At 42.0% G+C, this 18,817-nt stretch carries 14 protein-coding genes; 4 read left to right on the plus strand and 10 right to left on the minus strand.

Features of this window, described 5'->3' with window-relative positions:
- Positions 1 to 43: 43 nt before the first annotated feature.
- Positions 44 to 769 carry an endonuclease gene (locus L4C37_RS01885; RefSeq protein WP_429767720.1) on the plus strand — a complete coding sequence of 242 codons (726 nt, stop codon included), beginning with the start codon at positions 44 to 46 and terminating at the stop codon, positions 767 to 769.
- Positions 770 to 900: 131 nt separating this feature from the next.
- Here L4C37_RS01885 and parC read toward each other — a convergent pair whose 3' ends face one another.
- From parC to nudF, 6 genes are all read right to left on the minus strand, one after another.
- Complete coding sequence (parC, locus tag L4C37_RS01890) at positions 901 to 3,147, minus strand: DNA topoisomerase IV subunit A (protein ID WP_273296068.1); 2,247 nt, start codon at positions 3,145 to 3,147, stop codon at positions 901 to 903.
- Between the two features lie 3 nt (positions 3,148 to 3,150).
- Positions 3,151 to 5,031 (minus strand): DNA topoisomerase IV subunit B, encoded by a 1,881-nt coding sequence (gene parE / locus L4C37_RS01895; RefSeq protein ID WP_137375550.1) that lies wholly within the window; start codon positions 5,029 to 5,031, stop codon positions 3,151 to 3,153.
- 245 nt (positions 5,032 to 5,276) lie between these two features.
- On the minus strand, positions 5,277 to 5,879 hold the full coding sequence (yqiA, locus tag L4C37_RS01900) for an esterase YqiA (RefSeq protein ID WP_429767721.1): 603 nt from the start codon (positions 5,877 to 5,879) through the stop codon (positions 5,277 to 5,279).
- Between the two features lie 2 nt (positions 5,880 to 5,881).
- Positions 5,882 to 6,706 (minus strand): 3',5'-cyclic-AMP phosphodiesterase, encoded by an 825-nt coding sequence (gene cpdA / locus L4C37_RS01905; RefSeq protein WP_429767722.1) that lies wholly within the window; start codon positions 6,704 to 6,706, stop codon positions 5,882 to 5,884.
- A gap of 56 nt (positions 6,707 to 6,762) precedes the next feature.
- Positions 6,763 to 7,206, minus strand: coding sequence for a DUF1249 family protein (locus tag L4C37_RS01910; protein WP_137375553.1), 444 nt, complete (start codon positions 7,204 to 7,206; stop codon positions 6,763 to 6,765).
- 4 nt (positions 7,207 to 7,210) lie between these two features.
- Positions 7,211 to 7,840: an ADP-ribose diphosphatase gene (gene nudF, locus L4C37_RS01915; protein WP_273296197.1), complete on the minus strand. Its 630-nt coding sequence runs from the start codon at positions 7,838 to 7,840 to the stop codon at positions 7,211 to 7,213.
- A gap of 227 nt (positions 7,841 to 8,067) precedes the next feature.
- On the opposite strand from nudF, the gene tolC reads away from it, so the two are divergent.
- Positions 8,068 to 9,375, plus strand: a complete 1,308-nt coding sequence (tolC, locus tag L4C37_RS01920; RefSeq protein ID WP_137375555.1) for an outer membrane channel protein TolC — start codon at positions 8,068 to 8,070, stop codon at positions 9,373 to 9,375.
- 156 nt (positions 9,376 to 9,531) lie between these two features.
- Here tolC and hldE read toward each other — a convergent pair whose 3' ends face one another.
- The 3 genes from hldE to L4C37_RS01935 form a co-directional block, all read right to left on the minus strand.
- Positions 9,532 to 10,962 carry a bifunctional D-glycero-beta-D-manno-heptose-7-phosphate kinase/D-glycero-beta-D-manno-heptose 1-phosphate adenylyltransferase HldE gene (gene hldE, locus L4C37_RS01925; protein ID WP_372267580.1) on the minus strand — a complete coding sequence of 477 codons (1,431 nt, stop codon included), beginning with the start codon at positions 10,960 to 10,962 and terminating at the stop codon, positions 9,532 to 9,534.
- Between the two features lie 86 nt (positions 10,963 to 11,048).
- Positions 11,049 to 13,910, minus strand: a complete 2,862-nt coding sequence (gene glnE / locus L4C37_RS01930) for a bifunctional [glutamate--ammonia ligase]-adenylyl-L-tyrosine phosphorylase/[glutamate--ammonia-ligase] adenylyltransferase (RefSeq protein WP_429767723.1) — start codon at positions 13,908 to 13,910, stop codon at positions 11,049 to 11,051.
- A gap of 232 nt (positions 13,911 to 14,142) precedes the next feature.
- Positions 14,143 to 15,399 (minus strand): methyl-accepting chemotaxis protein, encoded by a 1,257-nt coding sequence (locus L4C37_RS01935; RefSeq protein ID WP_137375558.1) that lies wholly within the window; start codon positions 15,397 to 15,399, stop codon positions 14,143 to 14,145.
- A 103-nt stretch (positions 15,400 to 15,502) separates the two neighbouring features.
- Between L4C37_RS01935 and L4C37_RS01940 the strand changes: the two genes are divergently transcribed.
- Positions 15,503 to 16,252: a potassium channel family protein gene (locus L4C37_RS01940; RefSeq protein ID WP_137375559.1), complete on the plus strand. Its 750-nt coding sequence runs from the start codon at positions 15,503 to 15,505 to the stop codon at positions 16,250 to 16,252.
- A gap of 47 nt (positions 16,253 to 16,299) precedes the next feature.
- On the opposite strand, the gene L4C37_RS01945 is transcribed toward L4C37_RS01940, so the two are convergent.
- On the minus strand, positions 16,300 to 17,817 hold the full coding sequence (locus tag L4C37_RS01945) for a CYTH and CHAD domain-containing protein (protein WP_137375560.1): 1,518 nt from the start codon (positions 17,815 to 17,817) through the stop codon (positions 16,300 to 16,302).
- Positions 17,818 to 18,022: 205 nt separating this feature from the next.
- On the opposite strand from L4C37_RS01945, the gene L4C37_RS01950 reads away from it, so the two are divergent.
- The gene (locus tag L4C37_RS01950; RefSeq protein WP_167494084.1) at positions 18,023 to 18,703 is read left to right on the plus strand and encodes a TIGR00153 family protein; all 681 of its coding nucleotides are present in this window, start codon (positions 18,023 to 18,025) and stop codon (positions 18,701 to 18,703) included.
- Positions 18,704 to 18,817 lie beyond the last annotated feature (114 nt).

Below are 18,817 nucleotides of genomic sequence, written 5' to 3' on the forward strand. Positions count from 1 at the left end.
GTGCTAGACTGATATTTATCATACTTTTATCAGTCTTTATTTTATGAAACTCATAAGCTTGAAAGCAATTAGCCTATCAATATCCTTTTGCTTACTTCTAGGTTTTAGCCTCCCCCAAAGCGCCTTTGCCGCTCCTCCTAGTTCTTTTTCAAAAGCCAAGAAAGAAGCGGTGAAAATTTATCTTGATCACCCGACTTCATTTTACTGTGGTTGCGACATCACTTGGAAAGATAAAAAGAAAGGCATCCCCGACCTTGACTCATGCGGCTACGAAGTTCGAAAGCAGCTAAAACGCGCTTCTCGCATTGAATGGGAACATGTAGTGCCAGCATGGCAGTTTGGTCACCAAAGACAATGTTGGCAGTCAGGAGGGCGTAAGAACTGTACTAGAAACGATAAAGTATTTAAATCGATGGAAGCAGACCTGCATAACTTAGTTCCTGCCATTGGCGAGGTAAATGGCGATCGATCTAACTACAATTTCAGCCAGTGGAATGGGGTTGATGGTGTAAGTTACGGACAGTGTGAAGTTCAGGTTAACTTTAAACAACGTAAAGTAATGCCAACGGATCGCTCTAAAGGCGCAATTGCGCGTACATACCTGTACATGAGCCAAGAATATGGGTTCAAGCTATCGAAGCAGCAAACCAACTTGATGATGGCTTGGGATAAACAATATCCTGTGACTGAATGGGAGTGCACTAGAGACGAACGGATTCATAGCATTCAAAAGAACCACAACCCATTTGTCTATAAGCATTGTCAGTAACCACCGTTTCCTATCTAACAAAAAAGCACCGAACAAATTCATGTTCGGTGCTTTTTAATTTATATTCCAATAAAGAGTGGCAGTAAATTTACAGGATTAACCTACAAATCACTCCACTCTTGCTTGAATCTTTACGATTCAATATCGATATGAGTGACGCGCTGTAAACCTCTCGGTAGAAGCCCACCACGACGACCACGCTCACCGCGGAAGTTATCTAAATCAGCAGGTTTCAAACCTAGTTTACGCTTACCAGCATAAATGGTTAAGGTCGCCCCTTGCGGGATAGCCATCAAGTGGGAAACAAACTCTTCACGTTCCTTCGCTTTCGCAGATGGAATATTGATGATCTTATTTCCTTTACCTTTACTTAACTGAGGTAAATCTTTGATTGGGAATAAAAGCATTCGACCTTGATTGGTGATCGCTAATATTTCATTCGTTTCCAAATCATCAACAGAGCTTGGCAATAATACTTCAGCGGCTTGAGGTAAATTCACCAGAGCTTTACCGCTCTTGTTCTTAGACAATAAGTCACTACCTTTACAAACAAAGCCATAACCAGCATCAGAACCAACTAACCATAATTGTTCACTCTCGCCCATCACGACCTGGCGAATAGAACTACCAGGGCTAATGTTTAGGCGCCCTGTAATCGGCTCACCTTGGCTTCTTGCCGAAGGTAAAGAGTGAGATTCTAATGAATAACTTCGGCCATCACTGCCAAGGAACACAGCAGGTTGGTTACTCTTACCACGGGTGTGGGCTAAGTACTTATCACCTGATTTGTAGTTCAAAGTTTCAGCATCAACATCATGACCTTTCGCATGACGAATCCAGCCTTTTTCTGACAATACAACGGTAATTGGTTCACTAGGTACCAAATCACGCTCAGTCAGAGCCTTAGCTTCAGCACGAACTATTAGTGGTGAACGGCGGTCATCTCCGTACTTATCAGCATCAGCTTGAATTTCTTTCTTGATCAAAGTGTTTAGACGACGCTCTGAACCTAGCAGTTTCTCTAACTTGTCACGTTCAGCTTCAAGCTCTTCTTGCTCAGCTCGAATCTTAAACTCTTCAAGTTTTGCTAAGTTACGTAGCTTGATATCAAGAATAGCGTTTGCTTGAATCTCAGAAATATTGAAGCGGCTCATCAGAACTGGACAAGGTTCATCTTCAGTTCTAATTATTTCAATTACTTCATCAATATTAAGGTAAGCAGCCAGTAAGCCTTCCAAAATATGTAAACGAGCCAACACTTTATCTAAACGGTATTGCAAGCGGCGACGAACCGTTGAACGACGGAACTCAATCCATTCTTTTAATATCTGAACTAGACCTTTTACTTGAGGACGATTGTCTAAACCAATCATATTCAAGTTAACTCGGAAGTTTTTCTCAAGGTCTGTTGAAGCAAATAGGTGGCTCATCAACTGATCGCAATCGATACGGTTTGAGCGCGGTACAACAACGATACGAGTTGGGTTCTCGTGATCAGATTCATCACGCAAATCTTCAACCATTGGCAGCTTTTTAGCGCGCATTTGGTTGGCAATTTGCTCTAGCAATTTCGCACCGGATACTTGGTGTGGAAGAGCTGTGATAACAATATCAGAACCTTCTTTATGCCACACAGCACGCATTTTAATGCTGCCTTTACCAGTACGGTAGATTTTCTCGATATCCGACTTAGGTGAGATAATCTCAGCTTCTGTAGGGTAATCAGGTCCTTGAATGAACTCCATTACATCGGGGAGTTCAGATTTAGGCGTATCAATCAGGTGGATGGCTGCATTTGCCACTTCACGAACGTTATGAGGCGGAATATCTGTCGCCATACCAACAGCAATACCCGTGATGCCATTCAATAGGATATGAGGTAAACGCGCCGGCAACATTTGAGGCTCTTTCATCGTGCCATCAAAGTTTGGCTGCCAATCTACCGTTCCTTGACCTAATTCACCAAGAAGCACTTCAGCAAACTTGGAAAGTTTAGCTTCTGTATAACGCATCGCCGCGAATGATTTCGGATCATCCGGAGCACCCCAGTTACCCTGACCATCCACCAGCGGATAGCGGTAAGAGAAAGGTTGTGCCATAAGAACCATAGCTTCGTAACAAGCAGAATCACCGTGCGGGTGATATTTACCTAAAACGTCACCAACAGTACGAGCTGATTTTTTATATTTCGATGCGGCAGAAAGACCAAGCTCAGACATTGCATAGATAATACGACGCTGTACTGGCTTCAAGCCATCGCCAATATATGGCAATGCACGATCCATAATCACGTACATTGAATAATTTAAGTAGGCATCTTCGGTGAACTTGCGCATTGGCAACTGTTCAACGCCGTCATATGTAATTTCGTTAGACAKCCATTATACCTCGGCCATATCACCGTTATTTTGTAGCCATGCACGGCGATCATCTGCACGTTTCTTACCGAGCAGCATGTCCATCATTTCAATTGTCGCTTCGCTATCATCAATCGTTAATTGAACAAGACGACGAGTATTTGGATCCATTGTCGTTTCACGAAGCTGAAGTGGGTTCATTTCACCCAGACCTTTGAATCGCTGTACGTTAATCTTGGCTTTCTTCTGGGAAAGTCGCTCTAGCACGCCATCTTTTTCATCATCATCTAATGCATAAAACACTTCTTTACCGCAATCAATACGATACAAAGGAGGCATTGCGACATAGATATGTCCCGCTTCAACAAGTGCGCGGAAATGACGAGTAAACAGAGCACATAATAATGTGGCGATATGAAGACCATCCGAGTCCGCATCGGCAAGAATACAAATTTTGCCATAACGTAAACCGGATAAATCATCATTATCAGGGTCGATACCTAACGCAACAGAAATATCATGCACTTCTTGAGAAGCAAGAACTTGGTCTGCTGATACTTCCCAAGTATTTAGGATCTTACCGCGAAGTGGCATAACCGCTTGGAACTCACGATCGCGAGCTTGCTTAGCAGAACCACCTGCCGAGTCCCCTTCCACGAAGAAGATTTCAGTACGGCTTAAGTCTTGAACTGAACAATCCGTAAGTTTACCTGGTAATGCAGGACCTGAAGCTATCTTCTTACGAACCACTTTTTTGCTGGCACGCATTCGGCGATGAGCATTGGCAATACAAGCTTCAGCCAGTAACTCAGCTAGTTGTGGCTTTTCGTTTAACCAAAGACTGAAAGCATCTTTTACTACGCCAGAAACAAACGCAGCCGTTTGACGAGAAGATAAGCGTTCTTTTGTTTGACCAGCAAATTGAGGATCTTGCATTTTAACCGACAATACGTAAGAACAGCGGTCAAAAATATCATCACCCGTTAGCTTAACGCCGCGTGGTAAAAGGTTACGGAATTCACAGAACTCACGCATAGCATCAAGTAAGCCTTGGCGCAGACCGTTAACATGAGTACCACCTTGCTTAGTTGGTACCAAGTTCACGTAACTCTCAGTGATCATTTCGCCGCCTTCTGGCTGCCAAATAATCGCCCAGTTTGCCATTTCCTTTTCTGCGATGAATTCCCCAACATAAGGTTCTTCAGGCAGTAAGGTGTAGCCTTTTACGCCTTCTGCTAGATAATCTTTTAGACCATCTTCATAGAACCATTGATGTTCATCACCATTAACCTTGTCTGAGAAGGTAATTTCCAAGCCAGGGCAAAGTACCGCTTTTGCTCGTAAATTGTTGATAAGGCGTATGACAGAAAACTTAGCACTATCGAAATACTTGGCATCTGGCCAAAAATGCACAGATGTCCCGGTATTTCGGTGACCACATGTCCCTGTTACGGTTAAATCGGTAACAGTCACTCCGCCTTCAAAAGCGATTTCATTGACTTGTCCATCACGACGAACCGTCACTTCAACACGTTTAGACAGCGCATTTACAACTGAAATACCAACACCGTGTAAACCACCAGAGAATTGGTAGTTATTGTTGGAGAACTTACCACCCGAGTGAAGCTTAGTCATGATCAGCTCTACGCCTGAGATGCCCTTTTCAGGGTGAATATCAACAGGCATACCACGACCATCATCAATGACTTCAAGAGATTGATCGGCGTGCAGGATAACTTTGATCTTTTTAGCGTGACCCGCTAGAGCTTCATCCACAGAGTTATCGATAACTTCTTGTGCAAGGTGGTTGGGTCTTTCTGTCTCTGTATACATTCCTGGGCGATGTCGCACAGGGTCGAGACCTTCAAGAACCTCGAGGTCTTTTGCATTATATTGTTCAGTCATAATACGGAGTGTACTCAAAAAATTTACGTCGGTTCGCTTGTAGCAAAAACAACAAAAGATGAATTATTTGTTATGAACCTTCATAACAAAGCGAACGAGCGAAAGTATTGGAGAATATAGTCTGGAAGCTGAGGATTGTTGTCAAGCTAGTTCAAAAAGTATGGCGTCAAACTATGATATTTCCCCACTGATAGGTGAAATAACCGTCAGACTTTATTACATCACGTCATGATTGATGACATTAATTAAATATTTAAGAAAGCGAGGATTTGCTCTGGGTAACGTTCAAAGTTAACAAAGCTATGATCGCCACCTTGCTCTACTGTTTGTTTTGAACCTTGATACTTATCTACGGCTTGTCGGTAATCAAGCACTTCGTCTTCAACTTGTTGTAACAGCCAAAAGTCATTCACATCGTTCAACGTTTTCACTTCTAATACTTTCAGCTCATCAATATGTTTTGGTTCTAACAGGTATTTTTCATGAGTGTACGGGTTTTCTTGTTCACCCAAATAATCAGCCAAAAGCTCGTAAGGCTTAACTGCTGGGTTTACTACAACAGCTTTAAAACCATACTGAGCATTAAGCCAAGTGGAAAGGTAACCACCTAAAGAGCTGCCTACTAATGCTATTTGATAATCATTTTTGTATTGCTCAACGAGCTCTTTCAGATGAAGTGCGGCTTGCTGGGGAAAACTAGGAAGTTGAGGCGTTAATACTTTCACGTCAGCGCGGTGCGTTGCACAATAATCTCTCATTACGTTCGCTTTATGCGACAAAGATGAGCTATTAAAACCATGGATATACAAAAGAAGTGATGGTTTTTTATCAGCTGACAATACTGGCATGTCTAATAACCTTCTGCATTGAAATCAGGGGAGAAACTCCCATTAGGTAAACGCTTAACCTGAGTTTCAACGTATCCATCTTCTTTCAAAGTCAGCTCCCTCCAACCAGGGGTTAGAGTATCTAACGCAAAATCATCAGAATTAGGCTTAAACTGAACGCAGGTTGATGGCGTTGCCATGACTTGCACACCAAAATGCTCACGGTTCATGTCTTGATGAACATGACCACAGAGAATTGCGCGAACATTAGAATGCTTGTTTACTACATCCCAAAATTGCTCAGAGTCTTTTAATGAGTGTTGATCAAGCCAAGCACTGCCCACTAAAAGTGGGTGATGATGCAAAAGCACGAGAGTATGACGAGCAGAGTGTTCTGAAAGCTTGGTATCTAATAACTCAAGTTGTTGATCGCTTAAACGACCATGCGGAACGCCTACAACTTGTGAGTCAAGCATCACCATTTGCCAATGCTCACCAAGTAATACATGGTCAACACATTGGATTTGAGGAGAAGGTAATACACTACTCATATTAGGTTTAAAGTCATGATTACCAGGCAACCAGTAACAAGGCTTACTTAGTGGTTTGATTCCTGATTCAAACTTTTGGTACGATTCTTCACTGTGATCTTGAGAAATATCACCGGTTGCAAGAATCGCTTCAAAGTCAAAACTTTGCTCTAAGATCGCAGACACCACAGCATGAAAGCTGTCTTGTGTATTAATACTCAACAAACTGCCATTACTGGGCGCAAATAAGTGAGTATCAGTTAGCTGAACAAGCTTAATACTGTTGCCATCAAATTTTGAAGTGCGTGATAAATTCAAAATAACAAATCCAGATACATTACTGTGTAAACTTTACAATTGCTCTTAAAATAGCGTTATGAAAATGAGAGTGGTATGCGACTAATACCCGTTTTTAAACAGAACGTTAACCAATCACCAAGGAACTTATTAAGCTGATACTTTTCATCTTTTTGCATGAGTTTTGCGTTGGGATAGTCATAGCGCGCTTTTACTCTTGAAAAGTGCCCACTAGAACACACTTCTGCAACCCTAGCATCGTGATATAGCCTGACAGACATTTTAGGCAAAGGGAATACTGGCGTCTCATCACTCTGACATATATCTATTAATGTGGTGTATTTTGTGACCTCATTCACTGTCAGCTGATACACCATATTAACAGCTTGATAACAGCGAACATCTCCCACCTTGTGTCCCACCGGTAACAAGGCGTTCAACTTGGCATAATTTGTTTCATACACACGCATCAATTCTGCAAGATCAACGTGGTAAGGTTTCTTCGCTGCTATATTTGTCATTACTTTACTCTTTCCACTGTGATTGTAGATCTAAGTAGTTTAGCTGCAGCCATTGCATCGCAATGATTGTGGCACCATTCTCAAATTTACCGTCTTTCACATATTGGTAAGCTTGCTCTCGTTTCATTACCTGAACTCGAATGTCTTCACCTTCATAGTCTAACCCATGAACGCCTTTCGCTAATGAAGAATCCACTTGCCCAACAAAAACATCTAGCTTTTCAGAGCAACCTCCTGAAGATGGGTAATACGAAGTAATTGGTAACACCTTCTTCACCTCTAAACCCGCTTCTTCTAAAGCTTCTCTTCTTGCAACATTTTCAGCAGTTTCATCGGTATCAATAATTCCCGCTACGATTTCAAGCTGCCATGGATTTTCATGTTCTAAAGCACCTACTCGAATTTGTTCTATAATCACAACTTCATCACGAATAGGATCATATGGAACCAATGCAGCCGCATGACCACGCTCGAACATTTCACGTTCGATGGGCTGACTCCAACCGCCTTCAAATAATCGATGCTTGAAGGTGTATTTTACCATTTTGAAAAAACCACGGAACAATGTCTTTTTTGAGATTATTTCGACATCTTGTGGAGTAAATTCATTTGCTGGATTGTCATTGCTTTGCATTTGATACCTCACTCAGTGATTTTATAGTTTACTCATTGTCATCGATAACTACCAAGGATATGGCTCAACTTTTTATACAAAAATTATAACAATAGTTAAATTCTCAAAAAATATATTGCACAAGTGGATAATTAAAGGTAAAAAAGTGCAAATTTTCGAGTAAATTACCACCAAGTTGAGTTAAACTCTTGAGAAGAAACCTTATTTATAAAGGCAGGAATAGGAAAATGAAGAAACTGCTTCCACTACTTATCAGTGCAGCAATTGGTAGCCTTAGTACATCAGCGTTTGCTGATTCACTAGCTGAAGTTTATGACCTAGCAAAGCAGAATGATCCGCAACTTCTACGTTCAGCGGCTCAACGTGACGCTGCCTTTGAAGCTGTAACTTCAAGCCGCAGTACTTTGCTTCCACAAATCAATTTAACGGCTAACTACGATATCAATCGTGGTGAGCGTAATAGTCTTGATAACGATAGTAATGTTTGGGGTGCAGCAATTGGCTTCACACAAGAACTTTACCAACGTTCTTCATGGATAACTCTAGATTCAGCAGAGAAAACAGCTCGTCAAGCCGATTCATCTTATGCGGCAACACAGCAGGCTTTAATCCTTCGAGTAGCAACGGCATACTTTGAAGTATTACGTTCTCAAGATAACTTAGAGTTTGTTCGTGCAGAAAAAGCAGCGGTAGCTCGACAGTTAGAGCAAACTAAGCAACGTTTTGAAGTTGGTCTATCTGCTATTACTGATGTGCATGATGCACAAGCTCAGTTTGATGGTGTACTTGCCGATGAAGTTCTTGCTGAAAATACGCTAGTCAATAACTATGAAGGTCTTCGTGAAATTACAGGTCAAGAGCACTCTAACCTGAACATTTTAGATACTGACCGCTTCTCAGCAAGTAAAACTGCTGAGTCTGCTACAGCGTTAGTAGAACAAGCTCAAGAGAAGAACTTAAGCTTGTTGGCTTCTCGTATTTCTCAAGACATTGCGAAAGACAACATTGCATTAGCTGACTCTGGTCACCTGCCAAGCCTAACTTTAGATGGTAGCTACTCACTTGCTGATCAATCAAGCAGTCCAAATGACTATGATCAAGACAACTTAAACCTAGGTTTAAACTTGGTAGTGCCTCTATACACGGGTGGTAATACAACATCTCTATCTAAACAAGCTGAATACAACTATGTTGCAGCAAGTGAAGATTTAGAAGCGACTTACCGCTCTGTAGTAAAAGATGTTCGTGCATTTAATAACAACATCAGCGCATCAATTGGCGCACTACGTGCTTATGAGCAATCTGTAGTTTCAGCTCAATCGGCTCTTGAAGCGACTGAAGCTGGTTTTGATGTAGGTACTCGTACTATTGTTGACGTATTAGATTCGACTCGTCGCCTTTACGATGCAAACAAAAACCTTTCTGACGCTCGTTACAACTATATCTTAAGCGTACTTCAACTTCGTCAAGCAGTTGGTACATTAAGCGAACAAGACATTGTAGATGTAAACGCAGGTCTTAAAGCTGCAAGCTAATTTAGCTTATCGGGAGTCATTTCTCGGTAAAACCTAAAAACAAAAATGCCGCTCAATGAGCGGCATTTTTATTGCTTTTGATTAATCACTAGAAGAAAAATATTTTATATCGAGTGAATGATCTATCAGGGGTAACGCCTTATCGTAATTGACGATTTAGCCTCTACCACCTTTGATCGCTTCTATGATTTCAGTTGTTGAACAACCGTCTTCAAAGTTTAGAACCTTCACTTCGCCACCAGCAGCAATCACTTCTTCACCACCAGCAATATCTTCAGGTTTGTAATCACCACCTTTTACCAAGATGCTTGGTAAAACTTCAGAGATCAAACGTTGAGGGGTATCTTCAGAGAATGGAACAACCCAATCAACGGCACCTAAACCCGCTAATACCGCCATACGGCGATCAGTTGGATTAATTGGACGAGTTGGACCTTTCAAACGTTTAACTGAATCATCAGTGTTCACAGCGACAATTAATCGGTCACCTAGTTCAGCAGCATGGTTCATGTAAGAAACATGGCCAGCGTGTAAGATATCAAAGCAACCATTTGTCATGACGACTTTTTCGCCTTTCGCTCGAGCGCGTTTTACCGCTTCAACAAGCGCAGACTCAGAAATCACACCGAAATCAGTATCTTGGCTTCCGTGAATCGCTTCTGCTAATTCAATGATTGATAACGTTGATGTACCTAGCTTACCAACCACAACACCTGCAGCCGCATTCGCTAATGCACATGCTTCATCCAATGGTTTACCCGCAGCAACCGAAGCTGCAAGTACTGAAATAACGGTATCACCCGCGCCAGTTACGTCATACACTTCTTTTGCTAATGTTGGCAGATGGAAAGGTTCTTGCCCTTTACGTAGCAAAGTCATGCCATGCTCACTGCGAGTGACGAGTAGTGCTTCAAAATCAAACTCTTCAATTAAAGCTAAGCCCTTTTCGATAAGTTCTTCTTCTGATTTTACTTTACCTGCAACAAGCTCAAATTCAGCCATATTTGGCGTTAATAGAGTTGCGCCACGGTAGCGCTCAAAATCGGCACCTTTAGGGTCAATGAAAACAGGAACATTAGCCGCGCGCGCTTTTTGGATAAACTGCTGAACATGCTCTAAAGCACCTTTTGCGTAATCCGATAAGATCACAGAGCGAACATTAGGTAATGCCTGCTCCATACGAGAAAGCACTAATTCTGGGTCTGTATTCTCGAACTTATCTTCAAAATCTAGACGAATTAATTGCTGACCACGGCTCATCACGCGTAATTTCGTGATCGTTGGGTAATCTTTTAATTCAACAAAGTCACATTTCACTTTTAACGAACTTAATGTGTCTTTTAAAACTTGTGCAGGTTCATCAACACCCGTTAAACCAACGATATGCGCATAGCCACCTAGCGAAGCAATATTCATTGCCACATTGGCAGCACCGCCAGGACGCTCTTCGTTATTTTCTACTTTTACAACAGGTACTGGCGCTTCAGGTGAAATGCGCCCTGTTGGACCATACCAATAGCGGTCTAGCATTACATCACCGACAATTAGAACGCCTGATTGGCTGTAGTCTGGTAGAATTGGTTTCATTGTGGATCTCCAAAAATCATATCTGGATAGAGTTTAGCACACTGATTACAGCGGCTAAACCATAGAAAAATTTGATAAAAATGGGGTTAATCAACCATCCATTCTTGCCATGCTTGCTTCACCGCTTCCCTTTCTTGTGGGAATTTATCTATCGCGACATCGGCATCTAAGTTAAGTAAATTACGATGGTGGATTTCATCTCGTAAAGTAGTGTACGCATTCGTTAATGCTAAGCCTTGTGCTTCTTCCATAATGCCTTGCGATAACATGCTTTCAAAAACTCGGACATTGTCACACCAACGAGTTAATTTCGGTTTTTCATGGCTATAACGCAGCACTAAATATTGGGCTAAGAACTCAATATCCGTAATACCACCAGCATCTTGCTTAAGCATAAATCGGTCTGATTTCTTTCCACCTAAATGCCCACGCATTTTTTCACGCATATCCACGACATCTTTCTTGAGCTTCTCTTCACCTCGTTCAAGGCACAACACTTCATGGCGAGTTTTGTTAAACGCCTCAGCAAGCTGCCCATCTCCATAAATCATTCGAGCACGAGTCAGGGCTTGGTGCTCCCAGGTCCATGCATCATTATGCTGATATTCATCAAAAGCATCCGTAGGGCTAACCAGTAAACCCGAAACACCAGAAGGGCGTAGACGTGTATCGATCTCGTATAAGATCCCTGAAGCGGTTCGAGTGGAGAATATGTGAATGATTCGCTGTGCAAGTCTCAAGTAAAATTGACGACCATCAATCTCTTTTTTACCGTCAGTGTATACATTCACAGGGCAATCGTGCATGAACACAATATCAAGATCAGAGTTGTACCCTAATTCCCAACCGCCTACTTTTCCGTAACCGACTACAGCAAAACCTCGACCCTCACGATCTTTAATATGGGTAGGCTCTCCGAATTTAGCGGCAACTTGTAGCCAAGCTTGATTGATCCCTGCTTCTACAATGGCTTCAGCTAAATAAGTTAAGTGATCACTCACTTTCATTACTGGTAGAACCCCTGCAATGTCAGCCGCAGCAATACGTAAAATACAGGTTTGCTTGAATTGACGTAGCCCTTCCATTTGCTGTTCCATATCGTCTTCTGGAATACGAGCAAGGTAATCACGCAATTCTGTTTTGTAAGACTCTAAAGGGACTGGGTTATACAGTTGCTGAGGATCGATCAACTCATCGAGCAAAATCGGGTAACGCCCAAGTTGTTCTGAAATCATGGGGCTTGCTGTACATAACCGAACCAGCTGAGTCAGCGCAGCTGGGTGCTCGTCAAGTAATTCTAAATACGTTGTACGCGTAACAATACGATGCAATAAATGCAGAACTCTTGATAGACCAAACTCGGCATCCTTGGCGGTATACAAAGCTTGGAATACTTTTGGCATTAATCGATTTAGAACCTCTCTTCCACGTGGACCTAACGTTTTCTTGGCAAGATCGGCTTTGAATTGAATGATTGTTTTCGCGGCTTCTGGTGGATTAGCGATTGCAATGTCATTTTCTAGTACATGTTCTATCACATCTGGCTTATGTGCCATGTCCCAGAGTTCCGAAAAATGACTCGCAATGGGATTTGCATCTTCTTCTTCAACACCAATGAGATCTTCAAAAACAATATGTACTTTAGCCATGTGGTTTCGCGTTTCTTCGATTAAACCATCCCAATCTAAAAAATTCATCGCAACGGCTAATTGAAGCCGCTCTTGCTCACCATCAGGTAAAGTTTGAGTTTGCTTATCACCCATCGCTTGCAATAGGTTTTCAAGACGTCTTAGAAATAAATATGCCGAACTCAAATGCTCAACTTCTTTTGATTCTAATAAGCCAAGCGTTTCGATGGCAGATAGTGTTTCGAGTAAACCACGACCTCGCAAGCTAGGTTCTCGCCCACCGCGAATAAGTTGAAATACCTGGGCAATAAATTCAATTTCTCGGATTCCACCAGGACCAAGTTTAATATTGTTCGATAAACCACGGCGACGGACTTCGCTGCTGATCATTGATTTCATACGGCGCAAAGATTGAATGGCACTAAAATCAATATAACGGCGGAATACGAACGGGCGCAGCATTTGGCGAAGCTCTTGATATTCAGGGTACATTTCACTGCCCATCACTCTGGCTTTGACCATCGCGTAGCGCTCCCAGTCACGTCCTTGTTCTTGGTAGTAATCTTCAAGCGCGGCATAGCTCATCACGAGAGGTCCACTCTCACCGAACGGTCTTAAGCGCATATCTACACGATAACAAAAGCCATCAAAGGTGTGCTGATCAAGCGCCTTAATGAGCCTTTGCCCTAATCGAGTAAAGAACTGTGCATTTGCAATACTGCGCCTCGCACCCTGCGTTTCCCCGTTTTCAGGGTAGGTAAATATCAAATCAATATCCGATGAGAAATTCAGTTCGCCACCACCCAGTTTTCCCATACCAATAATAAGCATAGGTTGCGGCTCACCTTCACTATTACATGGAGTGCCCCACTCTTGGCAGCAGATATCATATTGCCATTGATAGGTTTCAAAGATCATAGCTTCAGCAAGCATCGACAGGTGAGATAAGCTCTCTTCTAACTTCCATGACGCTGTAAAGTCTTGCCATGCAATATAAGTCATCTCTCGATTTCGGAATTGACGTAAAACTCGTTGCCCACTCATTTCATCGCGGCATTCAGACAGTAAACCCGCTAGTTTTGCTCGGTACTGAGCTGATCTTTCATTCCCGCGAGTTGAGGCATCCAACATCGCTGGCAACTGCTGACAAAGTTCTTCATCTCGCTGTAGACAATCACCAATAAATGAACTCAAGCCTAAAACATAAGTCAGCTCATCAAGTCGCTCTGGTGACCATTGTTCAATATGTTCTTTTTGATGATCATATAAGCTCTCTAATGCGGACTGAGCATAAGGTACGAGTTGAGAAGGTAATTGCATGAGTCTTCCTTGTATTAAACCGATGACTGACTTGGCCTAAACTTTGTCTATTTAAGATTACTGTATTTTTCTTCCGAGCGAGTTTTATTTATATCAAACTCTTTGCGATTTGTATCAAACTCATCTTTGTTTGTATCAAACTTCAGCCAATAAAAAACGCCCACATCAACAATGCGGGCATTTTAATTTATCTATTCTAAATATCGACATCTAAGAAGGCTGTGATATTCCATTACACTTTGAATTGCTTGATTTTACCATCCAACTCTTCAGCATTTGTTTGCATGATTTCAGAGGTTTCTAGTAGCTCACCGACTACGGTTACAGACGCTTCTACTAGCTCTCTTACGTTAGTAAGGTTAACGCTCATTTCTTCAGCCACACTGCTTTGTTGACCTGCGGCCGTTGCAATTTGGAAGTTCATGTCATTTATTTGATTAACTTGCTCAACAATACCATCAAGTTCAGAACCGGCATTGGTTACCAGCTCTACACCATCTGCAGCTTCAACTACACTTTTCTCCATTAGTTCAACAGCTGAGTTCGCACTATTTTGCAAATGAGTGATCATCTCTTGAATTTCAACAGTTGCTTGTTGCGTACGTTGAGCTAGGTTACGAACTTCATCGGCTACAACCGCGAAACCACGACCGGCTTCACCCGCACGTGCAGCTTCAATAGCAGCATTCAATGCAAGTAAATTAGTTTGTTCTGAGATGCCTTGAATAGTACCAACAACGCTTCCAATAGATTCTACGCGCTCTTCTACTTGGTTCACGGCACCTGCTGACGCTGAAATATCTGTAGATAGCTCGCTCATCTTCGTCACAGTACCTTGTACAAACTTCTGCCCCGTTACGGCTTGTGCTGATGCTTGCTCGGTTAGTGCTGAAGCATTCTGAGCATGGTCTGCTACTGTTTGTACAGTAGAAGTCATTTCGCTCATTGCAGTCGCAAGCTGATCAATTTCATTGAATTCTTCTTGTGCCGAGTCTTTCGTTTCAGACATGCTGATTGTCATTACTTCCGTCAGCGCTGATAATTCATCTGAAGAGCTAAGCTGAGTTTTAATCATGTCATGAAGTTGAACGCGAGTTTTTTCTAACTCACGAGCAACATCACCATACTCATCTTTACAGTCCATACCAATAGGAACAGAAAGGTCTTTGCTTGCCATTACTTTAATTGCAGCGCTTAAGTACTGAGTTTGACGCAACATCACGTTAGCGGCCCCCATCAGCAGTACGATAAATACCGCAATCATAATTGCAGTTTGCCATGCCACCTGAACCAGGTAGGTTTCATAATGTTCTTGAGCAACTTGAGCGCTATTTGTGGCAGCAAGAAGCGCATCGTAGAATGTACTTGCATCCCACAATTGCTTAGCAATGATCAAAACCGTACTAAACACCATCAATACGATCATTTTCGGAACGAGACGGGTATCCGAGATAATCCTTTCCCAAGGCTTAAAGGCCAGTTTTGTCATTGTCACTTCTCCACTAAGTCTTATATATTAAAGTCTTTGCGTTAGTCGCAAGCACACTGTACAAAATTATAGTCGTGCGCTATTTATTTCGAGCTTCATAAGAATGTTAAATACTACCAAAGACACAGCAAAGCCGATGAGCTTATTGTCACTTATACTCTCTTTCATAGCGTTATTTGTGATCTCTAGCTTGTTGTTTGCCCCAATCGATCATGAGACTCGACAAATACTTATCGGCCTCGACTTTATTATCTGTAGTATTTTTATCCTACAGCTCACCATTGATCTCTTTCGAGCAGATGACAAAGTCCAGTACCTAAAAGTCCACTGGATCGATTTCATAGCCAGCTTGCCGCTCATTGAACCTCTGCGTTTCGCTCGAATCTTCCAGATCTTAAGAGTGATCCTGATATTAAGATCAGGAAAACGAGTATTTAGAAACCTGCTGAATAATAAGAAAGAAACAACACTAGCTTCTATTCTTTTGCTGCTCGTTATATTGCTTACCATCGGAGCTGGAAGCATTCTATTACTTGAGCACAAAGACCCAAGTGCGAACATCACCACAGGGCAAGATGCCTTATGGTGGGCATTTGTTACTATATCAACCGTGGGTTATGGGGATCATTATCCCGTCACAAGTTCGGGAAAATTGATCGCATCAATTGTAATTATTTGTGGTGTGGGTGTATTCGGTATGATCTCAGGGCTAATCACTTCACTCATCACCTCCCCTAACAGACAAGAAAACCTGCAGGCTGAGAATAATGATAAAAATATAGAACTGATCATCAAGCAGCAACAAGCAATATTAGAACGTCTGGATCAGCTCGAAAAACAGATAAAAAAATAGGGCTTTCGCCCTATTCTTCTATCTTGAACACTGATTTTCTCGATAAATTAGTCTTGCCAATACGGCTCAACTTCAACGCTAATCTGACGAGTTTGTTCCATTGCATGCAAGATTGATACTTCTTGCCGAGCTAACCAGCGCTCTAGCTGATCTTTTTCATCGCCTTCTAACTTCTCGATAAGTGGTGAAAGCGTTTTTAACATTAATAAATCATCAATACCTTGGATCATGTCAGCCCAAGGTAGCCTGAAGCTATTACGTTCTTCATCATCATAAAGGCTGGCAAACCCGACACCTGAGTATAAATTCCTCATTAATCGATATTGCTGCTCTATGTACGCTTGGCTAGACATTACTCTTTCTGGTGGGAAAGCTTCCATGAGCTCAGCCCAAGTTCTATCTAATTGCTTCACAGAGAACCACTCAATACCTCGAGCCATTTGCTCACGAGCTTTTTCATCTAAGAATGGTTGCCATCCTCTTGATAAGATCCAGCGACTCAAATCCAACAATAAGCCGGTGTAACGCGCAGAACTTAACAGTGTCAGCAACTCTTCACGCTCAGGCAGCTGTTGTTGCATCTCCTTCAATTCTGAAACCAAAAACTTACGTGCATCAAGCTTACGTAGTACGTGCCCTTTATCTTCAAGCAGGTCTTCAAGGTAATCGTACGTTTTTAGCCAGTTTAGTTCTTGCTCTAGCCATTTTAACTCTTGACGTAAAATAGCACTGGCTCGACGTGGAACGATGCCGCCGTAAATAGTAAAAGTTTGGCGAATAAAGCTGATTGAATGACTGATTTCATGCAAAGCTTCAATCGACTGACGCTCAGTAAAAATCTGTTCATGAGTATGCCAGTGAGATAAGGCATGCTCTAAAGACTGAATAAAACACGATTCGACTGTGTCATGTTTATCGGTATTCACCAATGTCAGTTCTTTCACTTCATCCCCAGCATAGCCTTGTGCAAGGCGATAACCTTTCGCAGCTTTGCTAAGATTACCTAAGCGCATGCCGCCATTTTCACAAAACTGGCGAGACAGAGTAAATAAAGCATCGGCTTGGCCGGATTTAAGTTCAAGCTCGACTTCGCAAATAGGATCTTGTTTATCACCTGAAACTACAAAGCCCTGATCAAAAGCAACTTCGATTTGACTTCCATCGGGCATCCCCACTAACCACTGCTCACGAGTAAAGTTAGTCGAGAAAAGGGGGAATAATTCGGATTGGACCGTTTCAATATCTTTTCCTTCTGGCCAAATGTCGGCAGGATGTAAAGATAAGTCGGGTTCATTACTGTTATGCTCGGCATTATATTCAGGTCTTTGATGTAGACCCGCGACAACTCGACCCGCCGTTTTTACGGTTTGTACAAATACGTCATCAAAACGTCGAATTCGTAAGCCAGTATCATGCTTACGTAGCCAGTTATCAGGGGTGTCGAAGTAGATGTTACCTAATTCACGACAACTGTGCTGAAGGACTTTAGTTTCAGCAATTTTATTGCGCAAAGTCTCTGAAAAGTCAGGAGAAACAAAAAACTTAAGCTCTATCTCGGTTTCCATAGTTATGCCTTTCTATAAAGATAAGAATAGGATATTGCCTATTTAGAATCCGGGCAAGAAAGAAATATCGCGATAATGATGATCTAAAACAGTTTTAATGAGAGATTGATTGGGTTAACATGCGCGACTTTGTAGCCATCGCTTAACATTTCACCACGAAAATGGTGTATGTTTTTTAGGTTATTATTTATTAGGTTGGATGACCATGCCAGTAAATACAATTATGGGGTTATTTGCAAAGTCCCCAATTAAGCCTTTGCAGCGTCACGTGGTTTGCGTGAATGAATGTTGTTCACATTTAGTCAATTTCTTTGAAGTTTCTTCAAAGGGTGACTGGGAAAAAGCATCTGAAATTCGAGCTCAAATTTCTCACTTAGAGAAAGAAGCAGACGTACTAAAACGTGAAATTCGCCTTAAACTTCCTCGCGGTTTGTTTATGCCAGTTGATCGCACCGATATGTTGGAGCTTTTAACTCAGCAAGACAAACTTGCAAACCTAGCGAAAGACATTGCTGGCCGTGTATATGGTCGTCAACTTGTCATTCCTGCTCCAATGCAAGAAAACTTTATTGCTTACGTTAAACGTTGCCTAGATGCAGCGAACCAAGCACAAAACGTAATCAATGAACTAGACGAGTTACTTGAAACGGGCTTTAAAGGTCGTGAAGTGACACTCGTTGCTGAAATGATTCATCAATTAGATGTAATCGAAGATGATACCGATGCAATGCAGATCGAGTTACGCCAACAATTAATGGCGATTGAAGGCGATCTAAATCCTGTCGACATCATGTTCTTATACAAAATTCTTGAATGGATTGGTGGTATTGCAGATCAAGCACAGCGTGTTGGCGCTCGTCTTGAAGTAATGCTTTCTCGATCTTAAATCATACGTTAACTATATAACGAAGAGCACTTTTTAACCAAACCACTTATGCGCTGAGTATTTCTCTCGCTGAGCGGTTTTTTGCGTCTAAATTTGTTCCGCTTGTTATCAAAC

The sequence above is a fragment of the Vibrio kagoshimensis genome (assembly GCF_050337535.1).
Taxonomy (GTDB): domain Bacteria; phylum Pseudomonadota; class Gammaproteobacteria; order Enterobacterales; family Vibrionaceae; genus Vibrio; species Vibrio gallaecicus.

Bases quoted from the DNA above. Each gene is read 5' to 3' on its own strand.
- L4C37_RS01885 (WP_429767720.1), top strand. From the start codon at position 44: ATGAAACTCATAAGCTTGAAAGCAATTAGCCTATCAATATCCTTTTGC.
- parE (WP_137375550.1), bottom strand. From the start codon at position 5,031: ATGACTGAACAATATAATGCAAAAGACCTCGAGGTTCTTGAAGGTCTC.
- yqiA (WP_429767721.1), bottom strand. From the start codon at position 5,879: ATGCCAGTATTGTCAGCTGATAAAAAACCATCACTTCTTTTGTATATC.
- L4C37_RS01910 (WP_137375553.1), bottom strand. From the start codon at position 7,206: ATGACAAATATAGCAGCGAAGAAACCTTACCACGTTGATCTTGCAGAA.
- nudF (WP_273296197.1), bottom strand. From the start codon at position 7,840: ATGCAAAGCAATGACAATCCAGCAAATGAATTTACTCCACAAGATGTC.
- tolC (WP_137375555.1), top strand. From the start codon at position 8,068: ATGAAGAAACTGCTTCCACTACTTATCAGTGCAGCAATTGGTAGCCTT.
- hldE (WP_372267580.1), bottom strand. From the start codon at position 10,962: ATGAAACCAATTCTACCAGACTACAGCCAATCAGGCGTTCTAATTGTC.
- glnE (WP_429767723.1), bottom strand. From the start codon at position 13,910: ATGCAATTACCTTCTCAACTCGTACCTTATGCTCAGTCCGCATTAGAG.
- L4C37_RS01935 (WP_137375558.1), bottom strand. From the start codon at position 15,399: ATGACAAAACTGGCCTTTAAGCCTTGGGAAAGGATTATCTCGGATACC.
- L4C37_RS01940 (WP_137375559.1), top strand. From the start codon at position 15,503: ATGTTAAATACTACCAAAGACACAGCAAAGCCGATGAGCTTATTGTCA.
- L4C37_RS01945 (WP_137375560.1), bottom strand. From the start codon at position 17,817: ATGGAAACCGAGATAGAGCTTAAGTTTTTTGTTTCTCCTGACTTTTCA.
- L4C37_RS01950 (WP_167494084.1), top strand. From the start codon at position 18,023: ATGCCAGTAAATACAATTATGGGGTTATTTGCAAAGTCCCCAATTAAG.